General features: G+C 62.9%; 12 protein-coding genes. 6 read left to right on the forward strand and 6 right to left on the reverse strand.

The window, feature by feature from the left end:
• Positions 1-59: 59 nt before the first annotated feature.
• Both queG and ppgK read left to right on the forward strand, forming a co-directional pair.
• Positions 60-1214, forward strand: a complete 1155-nt coding sequence (queG, locus tag AB5Y51_RS12115; protein ID WP_336573950.1) for a tRNA epoxyqueuosine(34) reductase QueG — start codon at positions 60-62, stop codon at positions 1212-1214.
• An 83-nt stretch (positions 1215-1297) separates the two neighbouring features.
• Positions 1298-2041, forward strand: a complete 744-nt coding sequence (ppgK, locus tag AB5Y51_RS12120; RefSeq protein WP_151028723.1) for a polyphosphate--glucose phosphotransferase — start codon at positions 1298-1300, stop codon at positions 2039-2041.
• Between the two features lie 52 nt (positions 2042-2093).
• Here ppgK and AB5Y51_RS12125 read toward each other — a convergent pair whose 3' ends face one another.
• Complete coding sequence (locus AB5Y51_RS12125; RefSeq protein ID WP_039040959.1) at positions 2094-2549, reverse strand: hypothetical protein; 456 nt, start codon at positions 2547-2549, stop codon at positions 2094-2096.
• 471 nt (positions 2550-3020) lie between these two features.
• On the opposite strand from AB5Y51_RS12125, the gene metN reads away from it, so the two are divergent.
• From metN to rfaH, 4 genes are all read left to right on the forward strand, one after another.
• Entirely contained in the window at positions 3021-4064 is a 1044-nt protein-coding gene (gene metN, locus AB5Y51_RS12130) for a methionine ABC transporter ATP-binding protein MetN (RefSeq protein WP_039040957.1), read from the forward strand.
• A complete protein-coding gene (locus AB5Y51_RS12135) occupies positions 4045-4698 on the forward strand; it encodes a methionine ABC transporter permease (RefSeq protein ID WP_029313844.1) in 654 nt (217 codons plus the stop codon). Before metN ends, AB5Y51_RS12135 begins: the two co-directional genes overlap by 20 nt.
• 26 nt (positions 4699-4724) lie before the next feature.
• On the forward strand, positions 4725-5525 hold the full coding sequence (gene metQ, locus AB5Y51_RS12140; RefSeq protein ID WP_010673183.1) for a methionine ABC transporter substrate-binding lipoprotein MetQ: 801 nt from the start codon (positions 4725-4727) through the stop codon (positions 5523-5525).
• Between the two features lie 97 nt (positions 5526-5622).
• Positions 5623-6123 carry a transcription/translation regulatory transformer protein RfaH gene (gene rfaH, locus AB5Y51_RS12145; protein WP_368178504.1) on the forward strand — a complete coding sequence of 167 codons (501 nt, stop codon included), beginning with the start codon at positions 5623-5625 and terminating at the stop codon, positions 6121-6123.
• Positions 6124-6290: 167 nt separating this feature from the next.
• Here the strand turns inward: rfaH and AB5Y51_RS12150 are convergent, their stop codons facing one another.
• The 5 genes from AB5Y51_RS12150 to dgt form a co-directional block, all read right to left on the reverse strand.
• On the reverse strand, positions 6291-8267 hold the full coding sequence (locus AB5Y51_RS12150; protein ID WP_201901558.1) for a methyl-accepting chemotaxis protein: 1977 nt from the start codon (positions 8265-8267) through the stop codon (positions 6291-6293).
• A gap of 37 nt (positions 8268-8304) precedes the next feature.
• The gene (locus tag AB5Y51_RS12155) at positions 8305-9516 is read right to left on the reverse strand and encodes an EAL domain-containing protein (RefSeq protein WP_029313841.1); all 1212 of its coding nucleotides are present in this window, start codon (positions 9514-9516) and stop codon (positions 8305-8307) included.
• Positions 9509-13783 (reverse strand): transporter substrate-binding domain-containing protein, encoded by a 4275-nt coding sequence (locus AB5Y51_RS12160; protein ID WP_368178505.1) that lies wholly within the window; start codon positions 13781-13783, stop codon positions 9509-9511. The genes AB5Y51_RS12155 and AB5Y51_RS12160 overlap by 8 nt, the downstream gene beginning before the upstream one ends.
• A gap of 144 nt (positions 13784-13927) precedes the next feature.
• Positions 13928-14131, reverse strand: a complete 204-nt coding sequence (locus tag AB5Y51_RS12165; protein WP_080768051.1) for a hypothetical protein — start codon at positions 14129-14131, stop codon at positions 13928-13930.
• 293 nt (positions 14132-14424) lie between these two features.
• Entirely contained in the window at positions 14425-15801 is a 1377-nt protein-coding gene (gene dgt, locus AB5Y51_RS12170; RefSeq protein WP_043152541.1) for a dGTPase, read from the reverse strand.
• Positions 15802-15810: the final 9 nt, after the last annotated feature.

The raw sequence follows: 15810 nt of genomic DNA on the forward strand, positions 1-15810 counted from the left end.
GCACGCCATATTGCCGCCCTGCGCCTGCCACACTCCTGCAAGCAGAGGGGGGATGCTGCATGACGGCTGCCGAACTTGCGCAACTGGCCCACGATATCAAGCTCTGGGCAAGGGAGCTAGGATTTGACCAGGTCGGCATCGCCGACACCGACCTCACCCTGGAAGAGCCGAAGTTGCAGGCCTGGCTGGATGCCGGTTATCACGGGACCATGGACTACATGGCGCGCCACGGCATGATGAGGGCCCGCCCCCACGAGCTGTTGCCGGGCACCTTGCGGGTCATCTCGGTACGGATGAACTACCTCCCGTTCGAGGCGGGCTTTGCCGCCACCCTGCGCGATCCCACCCTCGGCTACATCAGCCGCTATGCCCTCGGCCGCGACTACCACAAGGTGCTGCGCAACCGGCTCAAGCAGTTGGGGGAGCGCATAGAGCTGCGGTGCGACACCCTGTTGCGGGCGGCGGGACAAACCCTGGGCGAGTGGCGCCCCTTCGTCGACTCGGCCCCTATTCTGGAAAGGCCGCTGGCGGCCAAGGCCGGCCTTGGCTGGGTAGGCAAGCACTCGCTGCTGCTCAACGAGTCTGCCGGTTCCTTCTTCTTTCTGGGAGAATTGCTAATCGCCCTGCCGCTGCCCGTGGATGTCCCGGTGGAGAAGGAGCTGTGTGGCAAGTGCGTGGCCTGCATCAACATCTGCCCCACCGGTGCCATCATCGCCCCCTATGTGGTAGACGGACGGCGCTGCATCTCCTATCTCACCATCGAGAATGACGGCCCCATTCCCGAGGAGTTCAGGCCGCTCATGGGCAATCGCATCTATGGCTGTGACGACTGCCAGCTCATCTGCCCCTGGAACCGCTATGCCGATGCCAGCCCCGAACCCGATTTCAGCCCCCGCCCCGACCTGCATCGCCCGCCCCTCTTGACCTTGTGGCGCTGGAACGAGGCCGAATTTCTCAAGCACACGGAAGGCAGCCCCATCCGCCGCATCGGCTATCAGCGCTGGCGCCGCAACCTGGCAGTGGCCCTTGGCAACGGGCCGGCCAGCAGCGAGGTCCTGGCCGCCCTGCAACAGGCGCTGCCTGATGCGGCGCCCATGGTGGCCGAGCATATCGAGTGGGCGCTGGCGACCCTGGCCAGGCGTCAACAGGAAGAGAATAAAAAGACGCGATTGCTGATCCGCTGCATCGAAAAAGGTCTGCCGGATCACGCATAAATGATCTGGCCCTTGCCGGATCGCAGCCATTTTTTCATGCTCTGCCGACCATTGAACATCGGCACAATAAAAGGAAGATTCTGATGCAGATGCTGGGAGTAGATATTGGGGGGTCCGGGATCAAGGGCTGCCTGGTCGACACCGAAACCGGGGAGCTGATTGGCGAACGCCACCGCATCGCCACACCGCAACCGGCAACCCCGGCCGCCGTGGCACACACCCTCAAGGCGCTGGTCGAGCACTTCGAATGGAAGGGGCCCGTGGGGTGCGGTTTTCCCGCCACCATCCACAACGGCATCGCCAAGAATGCCTCCAACATCGACAAGAGCTGGATTGAGACCGATGCCGCCCACCTGTTTGCCGATGTGACCGGCCTGCCCTGCCACGTGCTGAACGACGCCGATGCGGCCGGTCTGGCGGAGATGCGCTTTGGCACCGGGCAGGATCGCCAGGGGGTCATCATTCTCATCACCGTCGGCACCGGCATCGGTACCGCCGTCTTCGTCAATGGCCAGTTGCTGCCCAATACCGAGCTGGGTCACCTGATGCTGGAAGGCATGGTGGCCGAACACTATTGCTCCGATGCGGTACGCAAGCGCGAGGATCTTTCCTGGGGCCGCTGGGGCAAACGTTTCAACAAATACCTGGCTCGCCTGGAGTTTCTGTTCTCCCCCGACCTCTTCATCCTGGGGGGCGGCAGCGCCGCCAAGCTCGACAAGTTCATCGACAAGATTGAGACCCGGGCTCCCCTGGTGGCGGCCGCGAACCTCAACCAGGCCGGCATCATAGGCGCCGCCCTCTATGGCGCGGCCCGGCAAGGGGGCTGACCGCCAGCAACATCAGAAGACCCGGCCCGTGCCGGGTCTCTCTCATCCGGGCTCAGAGATCGTCGAGGCGATGAGCACCGTGTACCAGACGGGTCAGGCGGGATTGGGCCATGGAGGCCAGGGCTTTCAGCAGCGCCGCCGTGTCGGGCGTGGGGCACTCCCGGGCCAGACGTTCCAGCTCGCCGATGAGCCTCTCCTCCTGGCGTGACACCAGGGCCACTATCTCCGCGGGCTGGGTTGTGGCGGGCAGCGCCAGACGATCCCCCTCGGCCAGCAGATCCTCGCCAAATCCCTGATCCAGCCAGGTCTCCTTCACCGCGCTTCCCATCTGCTCGCGATAATCGTGCAGATGGGCCGCCGCGGCATCCTCCCGCCCTTGCAGATAGGCCAGCAACATCCTGCTGCGCTCAGCATCCACCCGGGGGATCTGGCGCCCGTAAATGCGCCCTTGCCGATGATGAAGCTCCTCGAGATAGAGCATCAGGTCCTTGATCTGTTGGAATCGCATCTCGCCTCCCTCCTGGCATCCACCTGCAGCCAGTATAGGGAGCTGGCATGTCGACACGGCCACGAACTGGTCATTTATTGTTCTGCATCAAGGCGATGGAAAAGAAAGCAGAAAAAGAGACAGCAGGAGGAAGGGGAAACCGGCAGCGATGCTGCCCGGACAACCCGGCACCTTGCCCGAAGGGAGGCATCAAATCGACGACATAAAAGATATTTACCAGCTTATATTCGGACTAGATTCATAAAATCGGAATCTAATATTGATACTGGTGGTGATACCTCCACACCATAGTCAAATGGCGGGAATCCTTATCCATTTTTTAGACGTCTAGACGTAAAAACATGCGTTGACACAGCCATCCGGACATCTTAGCATCATCCTCCATGATGACAGAGCTACCCAGTGAAACCTCTGCCCAATTTACCCGCCTGTAGCGCCCTGTGCTTTAAGGCTGTTAGCACGGAAGAATCCATGATTAAGTTGATCGGTCTCAACAAAGTCTACGGTAAAGGCAGTGATGCCGTGCACGCCCTGCGTGACGTGAGCCTGCATGTGCCCCAAGGCAAGATCTTCGGGGTGATCGGTGCCTCCGGTGCCGGCAAGAGTACCCTCATCCGCTGCGTCAACCTGCTGGAGCGCCCCACCGAGGGGCAGGTCATCGTCGATGGCCAGGACCTGGTCGCCCTGAGCGAGCGGGATCTGACTCAGGCTCGCCGCCAGATCGGCATGATCTTCCAGCACTTCAACCTGCTGGCCTCTCGCACCGTCTCCGCCAACATCGCCTTCCCGCTGGAGCTGGCGGGCTGGAGCAAGGACAAGATCCAGAGCCGGGTCAGCGAACTGCTGGCCCTGGTCGGGCTGGAAGCCCGTGCCCACGCTTATCCGTCCGAGCTCTCCGGCGGCCAGAAGCAGCGCGTCGCCATCGCCCGTGCCCTGGCACCGGCTCCCAAGGTCCTGCTGTGTGACGAGGCCACCTCGGCCCTCGACCCCCAGACCACCCGCTCGATCCTGACCCTGCTCAAGGAGATCAACGTCAAGCTGGGGCTCACCATACTGCTCATCACCCACGAAATGGACGTGGTGAAGGGGATCTGCGACGAGGTGGCCATCATCAGCGACGGCCGTCTCATTGAGCAGGGGGAAGTGGCCTGGTTCTTCAGCAATGCCAAGACCCAGCTGGCCCGGGATTTCATCCACTCCACCATCCACCTGGAAGTGCCCCAGGAGTATCAGGATCGGATGAGTAGCGACCGGGTGCCCGGCAGCTATCCCCTGGTGAAGCTCGGCTTTACCGGGACCACGGTGGATTCGCCGCTGATTTCCGAGGCGAGCCGCCGTTTCAACATCGACATCAGCATCCTGAGCGCAGACATCGAATACGCCGGTGGCGTCAAGTTCGGCTTCCTGCTGGCGGAACTGTTCGGGGACGAGGCCCAGTGCGAGGCCACCCAGCAGTTCCTCATCGACAACCACATTCAGCTGGAGGTAATGGGTTATGTCCGAAGCAATGATTAATCTGCTGATTTCGGCTCTGGGCGACACCCTCATCATGGTGTTTGCCTCCGCCCTGTTCGGCTGCCTGCTCGGCCTGCCGCTCGGCGTGGCGCTGCACGTGACCAAGGCGGGCCAGATCCTGGCCAATCCGCTGCTCAACAAGGTCCTGGGCGTCATCGTCAACGTCGGTCGCTCGGTGCCCTTCATCATTCTGCTGGTCGCCATCATTCCGTTGACCCGCTTCATCGTCGGCACCAGCATCGGCACCATCGCCGCCATCGTGCCGCTGACCGTGGGCTGCATTCCCTTCATCGCCCGCCTGGTGGAAGGGGCCCTGATGGAGGTGCCTGACGGCCTGCTGGAAGCGGCCAAGGCCATGGGGGCCAAGCCCCTGCAAATCATCGCCAAGGTGTTGCTGCCCGAGGCCCTGCCGGGGATCCTCAACAGCGTCATCATCACCCTCGTCACCCTGGTGAACTACTCCGCCATGGCAGGTGCCATCGGAGGCGGTGGTCTCGGTGATGTGGGTATTCGCTACGGCTACCAGCGTTTCGATCCCACCGTCATGCTGGTCACCGTGGTCATTCTGGTGGTGCTGGTTCAACTCATCCAGAGCGCGGGTGAGCGCCTGGTCAAACAATGTGATCATCGTTAATCGTCGATTTCTGACAGGAGGTTTTTATGAAATTGGGCATCAAATCCGCAGCAGCTGCGCTGCTGGCAACCCTGGTACTGGTCGGCTGCGGCCAGAAGGAAGAGAACAAGACCCTGAAGGTGGGCGCCATCGCCGGTCCCGAGACCGAGCTGGTTGAGACCGCGGCCAAGGTGGCCAAGGAAAAATACGGCCTGACCGTCGAAGTGGTCACCTTCTCCGACTACGTCACCCCGAACGTGGCCCTGAACGACGGCAGCGTCGACGTCAACGCCTTCCAGCACAAGCCCTACCTGGATGCCCAGATCCGTGATCGCGGCTTCAAGCTGGTGCCGGTCGGCAACACCTTCGTCTACCCGATCGCCGGTTACTCCAAGAAGGTCAAGGCCCTGTCCGAGCTGAAAGACGGTGCCCAGATCGCGGTGCCGAACGATCCGACCAACCTGGGTCGCTCCCTGATCCTGCTGGAGAAGCAGGGCCTGCTGAAGCTTAAAGAGGGTGCCGGTCTGGAAGCGACCGTACTGGACATCGCCAGCAACCCGCGCAACTTCAAGATCGTCGAGCTGGAAGCCGCACAACTGCCGCGCTCCCTGGAAGACGTGGATCTGGCCATCATCAACAACACCTTCGCCGGTCAGATTGGTCTGACCCCGACCGAGAACGGCCTGTTTGTCGAAGACAAGGAGTCCCCCTACGTCAACCTGATCGTTGCTCGCGAGAACAACAAGGACGACGAGAAGGTCAAGGAGTTCGTCCAGTCCTTCCAGACCGACGAGGTCTTCAAGAAGGGAACCGAGCTGTTCAAGGGCGGTCTGGTGAAAGGTTGGTAATCACTCACTCTGGAAAAAAGGCCACGTCAAGCGTGGCCTTTTTTTTTACCCCCGTTATCATAGCCAGAAGCACGGCAACACGAAAAACAGAACAACAATGAAGAAATGGTATCTGGCCTACTGCAAACCCAAGGAAGAGGCCCGCGCCCGCGCCCATCTGGCAGCCCAGGGCGTTGAATCCTATTACCCCATGGTCGAGATTGAAAAACTGCGGCGAGGCAAGCGCGTGCCCCAGCGCGAGCCCATGTTCCCCAACTATCTCTTCATCTACGTGGATCTGGAAGAGGTCACCCCGGTCACCCTGAAATCGACCCGGGGCATCAGTCGCATCATCCACTTCGGCAAGGAGTGGACCCCCGTCAGCAGCCAGCTGCTCTACCGGCTCATGAGCCGGGACGACAGCGACGAGGCGCGCGCCAGCTATGCCCGTCTGCCGACCCAGGGAGACAAGGTACTTATCGAATCCGGCCCCCTCGCCGGGTTTGAAGCCATCTATCTGGAGCCGGATGGCGAAAAGCGGGCCATCCTGCTGGTCAACCTGCTCAACCAGGAGACCTGCAGCAGCTTCGAAAACCAGGCCTTCCGCCGCCTGGAGTGACCCGTCCTGTCGGCAGAAAGAGCCACAGGGCAGTACACAAGACACCATCCCCCTGCTTCCTAACGGTCAGGACCGCACCTGCGTCGTGCATCCTTCCACCACCAGGTTGTCGGGCCGAAAAAAACGGGGCAGACCCAGAGGTCTGCCCCGTTTTTCTCTCACTTGCGTCAGGCATCCAGTTCGAAGCGGCTGATGGCCGATGTCAGTCTCCCGGTCTCCCGGGTCAGGCGGGCGGCGATCTGCTCCCCCTGCTGGCCATGCTCGCTGGACTGATGGCTGAGCCCGGCAATCTCCTCCACCGTGCCCGCCACCTCCTGCGCCGCCCTTGACTGCTGCTCGGTGGCGGTGGCGATGGCGGCAAGCTGGCCGCTGAGATCCTGCACCAGCGTCGCCATCGACTCCAGGGTCTCGGTCACCGAGGCCACGGCACCGCGCCCCTGCTCCACCAGCAGGGTACCGCTGCCCACGGTATCCGCGGTCTCCCGGGTCTGCTGCTGGATGCTGGCAATGGTCTGGTTGATCTCCATGGTCGATGCGCTGGTGCGGCTGGCCAACTGCCTCACTTCATCGGCCACCACGGCAAATCCCCGTCCCTGCTCACCGGCCCGCGCCGCCTCGATGGCCGCATTGAGTGCCAGCAGATTGGTCTGCTCGGCGATGGTGGCGATCACTTCGGTGACCCTCCCCACCTGCTCGCTCTGGCTGCTGAGCTGCGTCATCGCCTGGTTTGCCTGGGCAATCATGGCACCAATCTGCGCCATGGTGGTCCCCATGCGGGCGAGGGCCTGCTCCCCCTCCCTTGCCTGTTGCTCGGTCTGGCGAGCCGCTCCCGCCGCGTCCGCAATGTTGCCCGCCACATCCCGGGTACTGACCGACATCTGCTCGATGGCGGCTGCCACCGCATCGAGCCGCTGATTCTGGCTTGCCAGATCATCCACGATGGCATTGGTGGTCTGGCCCACCTCGCGGCCAGCCCCTTCCACCTGACCGACCGCCCCCTGGATCTCCCCCACCAGCTCGCGCAACTGTGCCGACATCCGGTTGATGGAGCCCGTGAGCCCTCCCAGCTCATCCTGACGAAGCACGGGCAAGGGGGTGACGGGGAGGCGGCCATCGGCCACCAGGCCCGCCCGTTTCACCAGGCTGGCGATGTCCCGGGTCAGGCGCCGGCTGAACAGCAGGGCCACCAGGGTGCCCAGCAGGATGACGCTGGTGGTGGCCAGCAGCAGGGTGCGGTGGATGGCCTGACTGGCGGCCGCCATCTCCCCCGCCATCTTGTCCACCTCGGCACGGGTATGGGTCACCTGGGTCGCCAGCTGATCCGCCAGCCGGGTCAGGGCGGGCTCTATCTCGGTGGCCATCAGGTGGTTGGCCCTGTCCCAGTCCGGGGCCTGGCGCTTCTCGATCACCTGACCGACCAGCTCGGCAAAGGGGGCTGACATCTCTTCAAAGAGCGTCCAGAGCCCCTTTTGTGCCTCGGTGAAGTTGGCCTCCTGCTGTTTCAGCTCGGCCACCCGCTGCTGGTGAAACTGGTAGTAGTCCCGGTACTTGTCCAGGTACTCCTTCTCCCCCGAGATGAGGAAATCCCGCAGGGCGGAGAGCGCATTGCCCAGGCTGTTGTAGGCATCCCCCACCTGCTTGAGCAGCAGGCGCCTGTCACCGGGCAACGTCGCCTGGGGCGTCGCCACCTCTTCATTGGCAAAAGACTGCAACTGATCGAGGGCCGACTCCGCCAGGGGGCCGGCCTCCAGCAGCATCAGGGTGTGGGCGGGCAGGTTCTCTTCGGTGTGAGCCAGGGCCCACACCTGTGACTGTGCCCCCTTGAAATCCTTGAGTGCCCGGGTCAGGTCGGGAGTGAAACGCTGGCGTTCGATGGCGTGCCAGGCCTCTTCCCACTCCTGCTTGATGCGATCACCCTGTGCCGGATCCTTGCCGAGTATGAGATAGGCCCGCAGGGAGGAGACGGTGGCAATCAGGGCTTTCTGGCTCGCCTCGTCCCGCTGCAGGGCGGGCAGGGCCTGGGCCAGCAAGGCATCTTGCGAGCCTTCGATCCGGCCGAGCTGATGATAGACAAGGGCGGAGGAGAGAATGATGAGCAGGTTGATAAAACAGAAGCTCAACAACAACTTGCTTGATATTTTCATGGCCATCCTTGGAATTCGTCGGGCATCCTGCCCGGGATTAGCGTCTGATGAGCGCGGGCAAACGAGCCTGCCAACCCTGATGCCATCCCAGCAGCTCCTCGCGGGGCATGGGACGGGCGGAGAAGAAGCCCTGGCATTGATCGCACCCCAGCTTCGCCAGCAATTGCCAGGTCGCCTCATCTTCGACCCCCTCGGCCACCGATTTCAAGCCCAACTTGCGAGCCAGCTCGATGCTGGACTCGATGATGGCTAGGCGAGAGGGATCTTCATAGCAGCGATCCACGAAGGATCTGTCCAGTTTCAACTCGGTAAAGGGGAGCAGGGCGAGCTGCTGCATGGAGGAGTAGCCGGTCCCGAAATCATCGATGGAGAGACCAAAACCGTGCATCCGCAAGCGGGTCAGCACCTCCAGCGACTTGCCGAGATCCTTGACGAAAGCGCTCTCGGTTACTTCGAGGGTGATGAGCTCGGGGTTGATGCTCCAGCGCTGGCAGTGGCTGAGCAGGGTGTTGCACAGATCCCCCTCAATGAGGGAAGTGGTGGACAGGTTCATCGACAGGTTCAGGGAGAGCCCTGTCTTCTCCCACAGGTGGCCGTCCCGCAGCGCCTTGCCGATGATCACCTCGGTGAGCGGGTCGATGAGCCCGTTGTGCTCCGCCAGCGGGATGAAACGGGCCGGCGAGATGAGGCCATATTCTGGGTGCTGCCAGCGGGCAAGCGCCTCCATGCCGAGCCACTCCCCGTTGTGAAAACCCACCTTGGGTTGATACCAGGGCAGCAACTGGTCCTGATCCAGCGCCCGGCGCAGCTCATCCAGGGTCAGGTGATAACCATCCTCCTCCTGGCTGCGTACCTGCTGGGGCCGCCAGGCACCGATGAGCTGCGCGATCTGCTGGGGAGACGCGGGTTTCTCGATGCGCCCCAGCACCTGCAGGCCATAGGCCCGGCTCATGCGCAGCACGGCATCGACCACGTCATCCTCCAGGGCGCTGCACAGCACAATGCCGCCGCGGAACCCGCCAAGGGAGAGGCGGCGCAGCAGCGCCATGCCATCCATGCCCGGCATGCGCAGATCACAGAACAGGATGTCGACCCTGTGGTGCTGGCACTGTGCAAGCGCCTCCTCCCCGTCCTGCGCCTCCAGCAGGTTGCCGTAGCCCAGTCCGCGGATCTGGTGCATCAGGGCCTTGCGCTGGAAGTTGTGATCCTCCACCACCATGATCGCCAACTCATGCCGTGCGCTATTCATCGAGCCATAACCCCGTTTCACCTCTGATAGAGTCCATCAATGCCTGTACCGCCCTGGCCAGGTCATCGAGCTTGTCCAGTTGTTTCAATCTGGCCGCCGCCTCCAGCCGGGCCGCCTCCTCTGCCAATGCCTGCTGTCCTACCATGCGCGCGGCCCCCTTGATGCGATGTGCCGTCTCCACCAGCGCCTGGGTATCCTGGCTGGCCAGCGCCAGCCTCATGTCCTCGCCATCCTGCTCGTTGGCTTCCAGGTATTCGCTGGCCATGCTGCGTGCCACCGCCTCATCCCCGAACAGGGTCAACCAGCTTATGCCTGGCAGCTGAACCCTGGCTTGCCGGGGCGCCTCCGAGGCGAGCTGTTCTTCCTGAGTCGGCAACCAGCGTCCCAGGGTCTGGCTCAGGGCATCCAGGCTGTAGGGCTTGAACAGCATGTCGTTCATGCCGGCATCACGCATCTGTTGGCTCGCCTCCTCAGAGGTATCGGCCGTCACCCCGATAATGGGAGCACTGTCCCCGGCATCCCGCAAGGCTCGCGTGAGGGCATAGCCATCCATCACCGGCATGTGGCAGTCGGTCAGCAGCAGGGCGAAGTCCTGCCCCTGCCAGGCGCGCAGCGCCTCCTCGCCATCTTCCACCACCTCGGACTCGAGCCCCAGGATAGCGAGCTGTCTCGTCAGCAATGCCCGGTTGACGGGGTGATCATCGGCCACCAGCACCCGCCCCTTGAGCTTCTCCCCCTCCATCCCCTTCGACTGGCTCGCCTGCTGGTTGAACAGTGACTGGCAGGTTTCCAGCAACAGATCCGGGTAGAGAGGCGATTGTCCCAGTCGCCACCAGGCGTCGCCACCCATGCGCCCCCGCAGGGCCTCATGGGGAGAGAGTACTATGCCCTTGAGGTTCGAACGCTGCAAACAGGCCAGCCAGTCACTGCCAAGGGCCTGCTCCAGGTGATTCTCCTGCGCCAGCAGATGCCCCTCGAGGGGCTGCTGCCAATGGTGTGCCTCCATGCGTACCAGTCTGGCGCCCAGCCTGGCCATCACCGATTCCAGCCCCTCATCCTCCCCAAACCACCACCATACCTGGCCGGTCAGGGGGGGCGCTTCCCACTGGCACTCGGCCAGGGTCAGCATGAAAGTCACGCAGGTGCCCATTCCGGGGGTACTCTCCAGGGTCAGGCTCCCCCCCATTTTCTGGGTGAGTTGATGACAGATGGCAAGCCCAAGCCCGGTGCCGCCAAATCGGCGGTTGGTGTCGGACTCCACCTGCTTGAACGGGATGAAGAGGGTGCGCTGCTGCTCCAGGGCGATGCCGATCCCGGTATCCCGGACCCGGAAGGCCAGCCGGTCGTCTTCATAATCCACCTGGATGGCGATCGCCCCCGCCTCGGTGAACTTCACCGCGTTGTTCAACAAATTGGAGATCACCTGCCCCACCCTTATCCCGTCGATGCAGGCCAGATCCGGCACCGTCTTTCCCCACCGCAGCGTCACGTTGAGCCCTTTGCCATAGGCCAGGGCCGCATGTCCCCGGATGACATCGCAAATCACCGAGGTCAGGCGGCAGTGATGGGGGTGCAGTTGCAACTGCCCGGCTTCCATCTTGGAGAAGTCCAGGATGTCGTTCACCAGATAGAGCAGGTGGTTGGTGGAGGTCGAGATATTGCGCAACATGTAGCGCTGATCGTCATCCAGCGGGCTCATTTGCAGCAGCTCCAGCATGCCGTGCATGCCGGAGATGGGAGTGCGAAGCTCATGACTCATGGTGGCGAGGAAGCGGCTGCGCGCCTGGGTCGCCTCCTCCGCCACCCGCCTGGCCTGGCGCAGCTCCAGCTCCTGGCGCTTGAGCTTGGTGATGTCCTGCACCACGCCGTTCAATATGACCCCTTCAAGCCCCTCCTGGTGAACGAAATGACCACGGATCTGCAAATAGCCCGCCTCCCCCTGGCGCCGGATCTCCACCTCGAGATCCAGCGGCTGCATGCTCAGGGCATGACGATCCACCGTGGCCACGAAGTCCTGGTGCGCCTTGCCTGTCAGCCCCAGGATGGAGGCACCGGTGACCGCCATGCCGACCAGGTCCTCTTCCACCCCCACCATCTCCCTGACCCCTTGCGAGGTGTAGAGGAAGTGCCCCTTGCCCGGCCCAAGCCAGTGATACTGATAGACCAGACCCGGCATGCTGTCGGTGATCTGGGTCAGCCGGGTCTGCGCCTCCTGGGCCGCAAACCGCGCCTGCTCCAGCTCGGTCACGTCGGTCAGCACGGTCAGGATCCCGAGCCGCTTGTCATCGGGCCCCGCAAAGAGCCGCTTGGTGTAGATCATCTGGTGCAGGCGATCGTCATCAAACCGGATCTCGCCCCGTCCATGAAGCTCCTCTCCGCTCTCCCAGACGCTGGCATCCTCCTCCATCACCCTGGCACGGATCGACTCGGGCAATCGATCCTGGAGCAACCGCTCATAGGAGCCCGTCAGGTTCTCCCCGCCGAGGAACATCTGCCGATACGCCCGGTTCGTCATTGCCACTTCATAGCGCTCGTTGGTCAGCACCACCTGGTTGGGCAGGGCATCCAGCATCATCTGGACAAACACCAGCTGCTCCTCGAGCCGCCGCTCGGCCTCCCGCCGCTGGCTGATCTGGCGGCGCAACGTCCGGTTCCAGCCCATGAACAGCAAGAGGCAGAGCAGGAAGATGCCGCCACCGAGGGAGGACCAGAGCAGCACCGTCTTCGGATCCAGTCCCGTCTGTATGGTCAGGGAGAGCCACTTTTTCTCCAGGGCGGAGAGCTCGTCGGGGGGAATGGCGATCAGCACCTTGGTGAGGATCTGCTGCAGCATGGGGTCCTGCAACTGGGTCGCCATGGCGATGGGTACCCGCAGGTCGCTGCCGGAGAAGACCACCTGGTAGCGGTCGCTGAATCCCTTTTGCAGCGACTGCTCCAGGGTGGTGGTGCTCATCAGCACATAGTCGACCTTCTGCTGGTCCAGCAGGGGCAGCAATTCGGCATCGCTGGCCACCGGCACGGCGATGGCCCCTACCTCGTTCAGCAAGACCTGCTCCACCGAGCCCCCCACCATGCCCACCCTGTGCCCTTTCAGGGCCCTGGCGGCGGTGAGCTCGGCCATCCCCTGCCTCGCCACGACCACCCGGTTGATCGACGCGTAGTTGGGGGTAAACCGGGCAAACTGCTGACGCTCCGCGGTGGGAGTCATGGCCGGGATGAGATCCAGCTTGCGATCCTGGAAGAGCGCCATGCTCTGGGCCCAGCTCCGGGTCGGCACCAGGGTGAACTGGAGCCCGGCACGCTGGCTCATCAGTGTCAGCAGATCGGCAATGAGCCCCTTGAGCCGCCCCCTGTCGTCCACCTCGCTCATCCCGGGCCAATCCGGGGCAACCCCGTAGCGGATGACCGGATGTGCTTGCAACCACGCCTGCTCCTGCGGATTGAAGACGATCTCCCTGCTCCTTTTCACCAGGGCATAGTCGAGGATATCCCCCGCCTCCAGAATGGCGCGACGCTCGAGGGGAGAGATATCCTCGAGGGCCCGCTCCAGCAATCCCTGCAAGACATCATTCCTGGGCGCCACGGCCATGGCGAGGGAGGTATCCCTCATCCAGTCGATCCTGGCCAGCGCCATGCCCGCCATGGCTTGCAGCCTGTTCAGCATGGGCAGCTCGGCCAGGTAGGCATCCGCCTTGCCCTCCTTGAGCATGAAGATCGCCTCGTCACGGCTGTCGGCCGTGATCAGGTTCGAGATCCCAAGGCGCAGCAGCTCATCGCAGGCGCTGACACCGAAGACGCAGACCCAGCGCACCCCATAGGCCTCCTCCAGGGAGAGGCTCTCCCTCCCCCCCGTCAGCAGCACGGCCCGGGGCAGTGCCATCAGCTCGGAGGTAAATTGCATCTGCAGGGTGCGGGTCGGGCTCGGAGCCACCCCGATCAACATGTCGACCTTGCCATCCAGCAAGGCCTGCTGGACCGCCGCATTGTTGGCATAGGCACGGTAGCGAAGGCTCACCCCCAGCCTGGCTGCAATCTGGGAGGCGAACTCATCCAGGGGGCCGGTGAAGTTGCCGCGCCCATCGGTATAGACATAGGGTGGCCAGGCCGCCGAAGGCATGCCGACGACCAGTTCATCATGGGTGGCAAGCCAGTGCAGTTCGTCCAGGGTGAAGTTGCTCTGGTCCAGTTGCGCCGGCGCAGCCGCAACCATCAGGCTCCAGAAAGCCAGACCACATAGCAGGATGAGACGACAGCAGCGGCGGAACATTATCAACTCCCATACGAAACGGAGGGGGATCATAGAGTGTTTGGCGCAATGTGCGACAACTAAATTGAGACAATGCTCATCAGGAAAGAAAAATGGCAGGCCCAGGCCTGCCATCCACCAGGTCGGGGGCCATGCCCCCTCCCATCAGGTTATTCGGTTCCCGAGCCGGAAACCGGTTTGAAACTCCCGCTCACGGATGTGGGCGATCTGCACATTTTGCCCTTCCAGCCCGATGTCTTTGAGCAGGGCTGGCGAAAGGTGCAGGTAGCTGACGCGACGCTCCAGCCGGGTGATCCTTTTTTGAACCAGGGTCTCTACGTGGCGCAGCAGGGCGAGTTCGATAGACATAATATTCTCCAGTTGAACGTGCGGTTCCCCCGGAGAGAGGTGATCACCCTGCGGGACAACCGCGGGTGATGAAAAAAGCAGGTGTTACCTGTCCCCTCCACGCGGCAAATAAAGAGCACGAGTCTTCGCGCTGCCAGAGCAGCGATCGAACGCAACGTTGAACATGGAATGTTGCATGGTCGTCTCCTTACCGTGTGAAAGTTGAACAAGTTGCCGCAGTGTAAAAAAACACCGAATTTTACGCAATATCTCTCCCACCCATATGGGTGGAATGCGGCCAAAAAGAGGTTCAGTCAAATCCCTGACAACAGCCGGAACTCCTCCAGCGCATAGGTATCCGTCATGCCGCTCACATAATCGAGCAGCAGCCGCACCCGGTAGTACCACTCCTGCTCGCTCTCCTTTTCGAAACGGGGATCCCGGCTCGCCACCGCCAGCCGGTACGCCTTGAGGTGGCGGGCAGAGAGGCGGTGGAACAGCCGCCGGGCAAAGAAGAGCTCGCTCCCGCCGTTGCCTGCGAGCAGCCGCTCGAACTGGCTGGCGGGCAGGGCCAGCAGGCAGGCGTAGGTGGAGAGCACTCCGCGCAGGGCGGCATAGCCTTCCAGCTCCAGCGCCTCCACCTCCGGGCGCATGAACACCAGCTCGCGAGCCACCCGCTTGAGGGTATCGAGTACCCGGGCTGCCGGAGCCTGGCCGTGCAGTAGCGCCTGGGGATAGGCCCCGCTCAGGATCTGATCGTGCTCGGCCACATAGGTATGGGCGGCCAGCGCCACCAGATCCCGGGTCAGATGCTGGCGAAAATGGGGGAAGAACCCCCGACCGGAGGCAAGCGCCTCATCGAGCAGGTCGGCCATGTAACCGCCCTCGTCCGCCTCGCGCAGGGCTGCCAGCAGCTCGCTCTGGGTGAGGATGCGCCTGTCCACCGCATCCTCGAGATCGGCGATGCAGTAAGAGATGTCGTCCGCCGCCTCCATGATGTAGACCAGCGGATGACGGCACCCCTCGGCCAGCCCCAGGCTCTGGCCGAGGGCACGATAGAGGGGTTGTTCGCTGAAGAAGATGCCGCGCTTGCTGGTCCAGCCGTGGTGCTGACCATAGCCCTGGGGATGGTGCAATCCCGGCAGGGGCTGCTGCGGGTATTTGCACAGCGCCGCCAACTGCCCCAGGGTGAGGTTCAGCTCATGGAGGCTGTGCACCAGTCGCAGGCTCTGGGCATTGCCGTCAAACACCAGCAGATCCTGGCGAAGGGTTGCCCACTGGGGGCTCGGCAACTGGTCGTGGGCACGGGCGAAGAGGCCGTCCAGCTCCTGGGCAAGCCACTGACTCATCACCTGCTCGCCGAAATGGCCAAACGGCGGGTTGCCGACATCGTGCAACAGGCAGGACATCTCCACCAGATTGATGAAGGCCCCCTCGCACACCACTCCGGCCGGCAGCGCCGCCAGGATGCGGCGACTGATCTGGCGACCGGTCTCCTGCACCTCCAGCGAATGGGTGAGACGGCTGCGCACCGAGGCTTTCACATCGAGCGGGAAGACCTGGGTCTTCTGCTGCAACCGACGCACCGGCGCCGCCTGCACGATGCGGGTGCGGTCCTGCTCCGTCGCCTCCAGCAGGTCTTCGTCTCCCCAGGGGTGAATGCGCTCGGGGGGGATCAAACGGTCATACATGTCGTGGCT

The sequence above is a fragment of the Aeromonas sp. R7-1 genome (genome assembly GCF_040908115.1).
Classification (GTDB): Bacteria; Pseudomonadota; Gammaproteobacteria; order Enterobacterales; family Aeromonadaceae; genus Aeromonas; species Aeromonas caviae.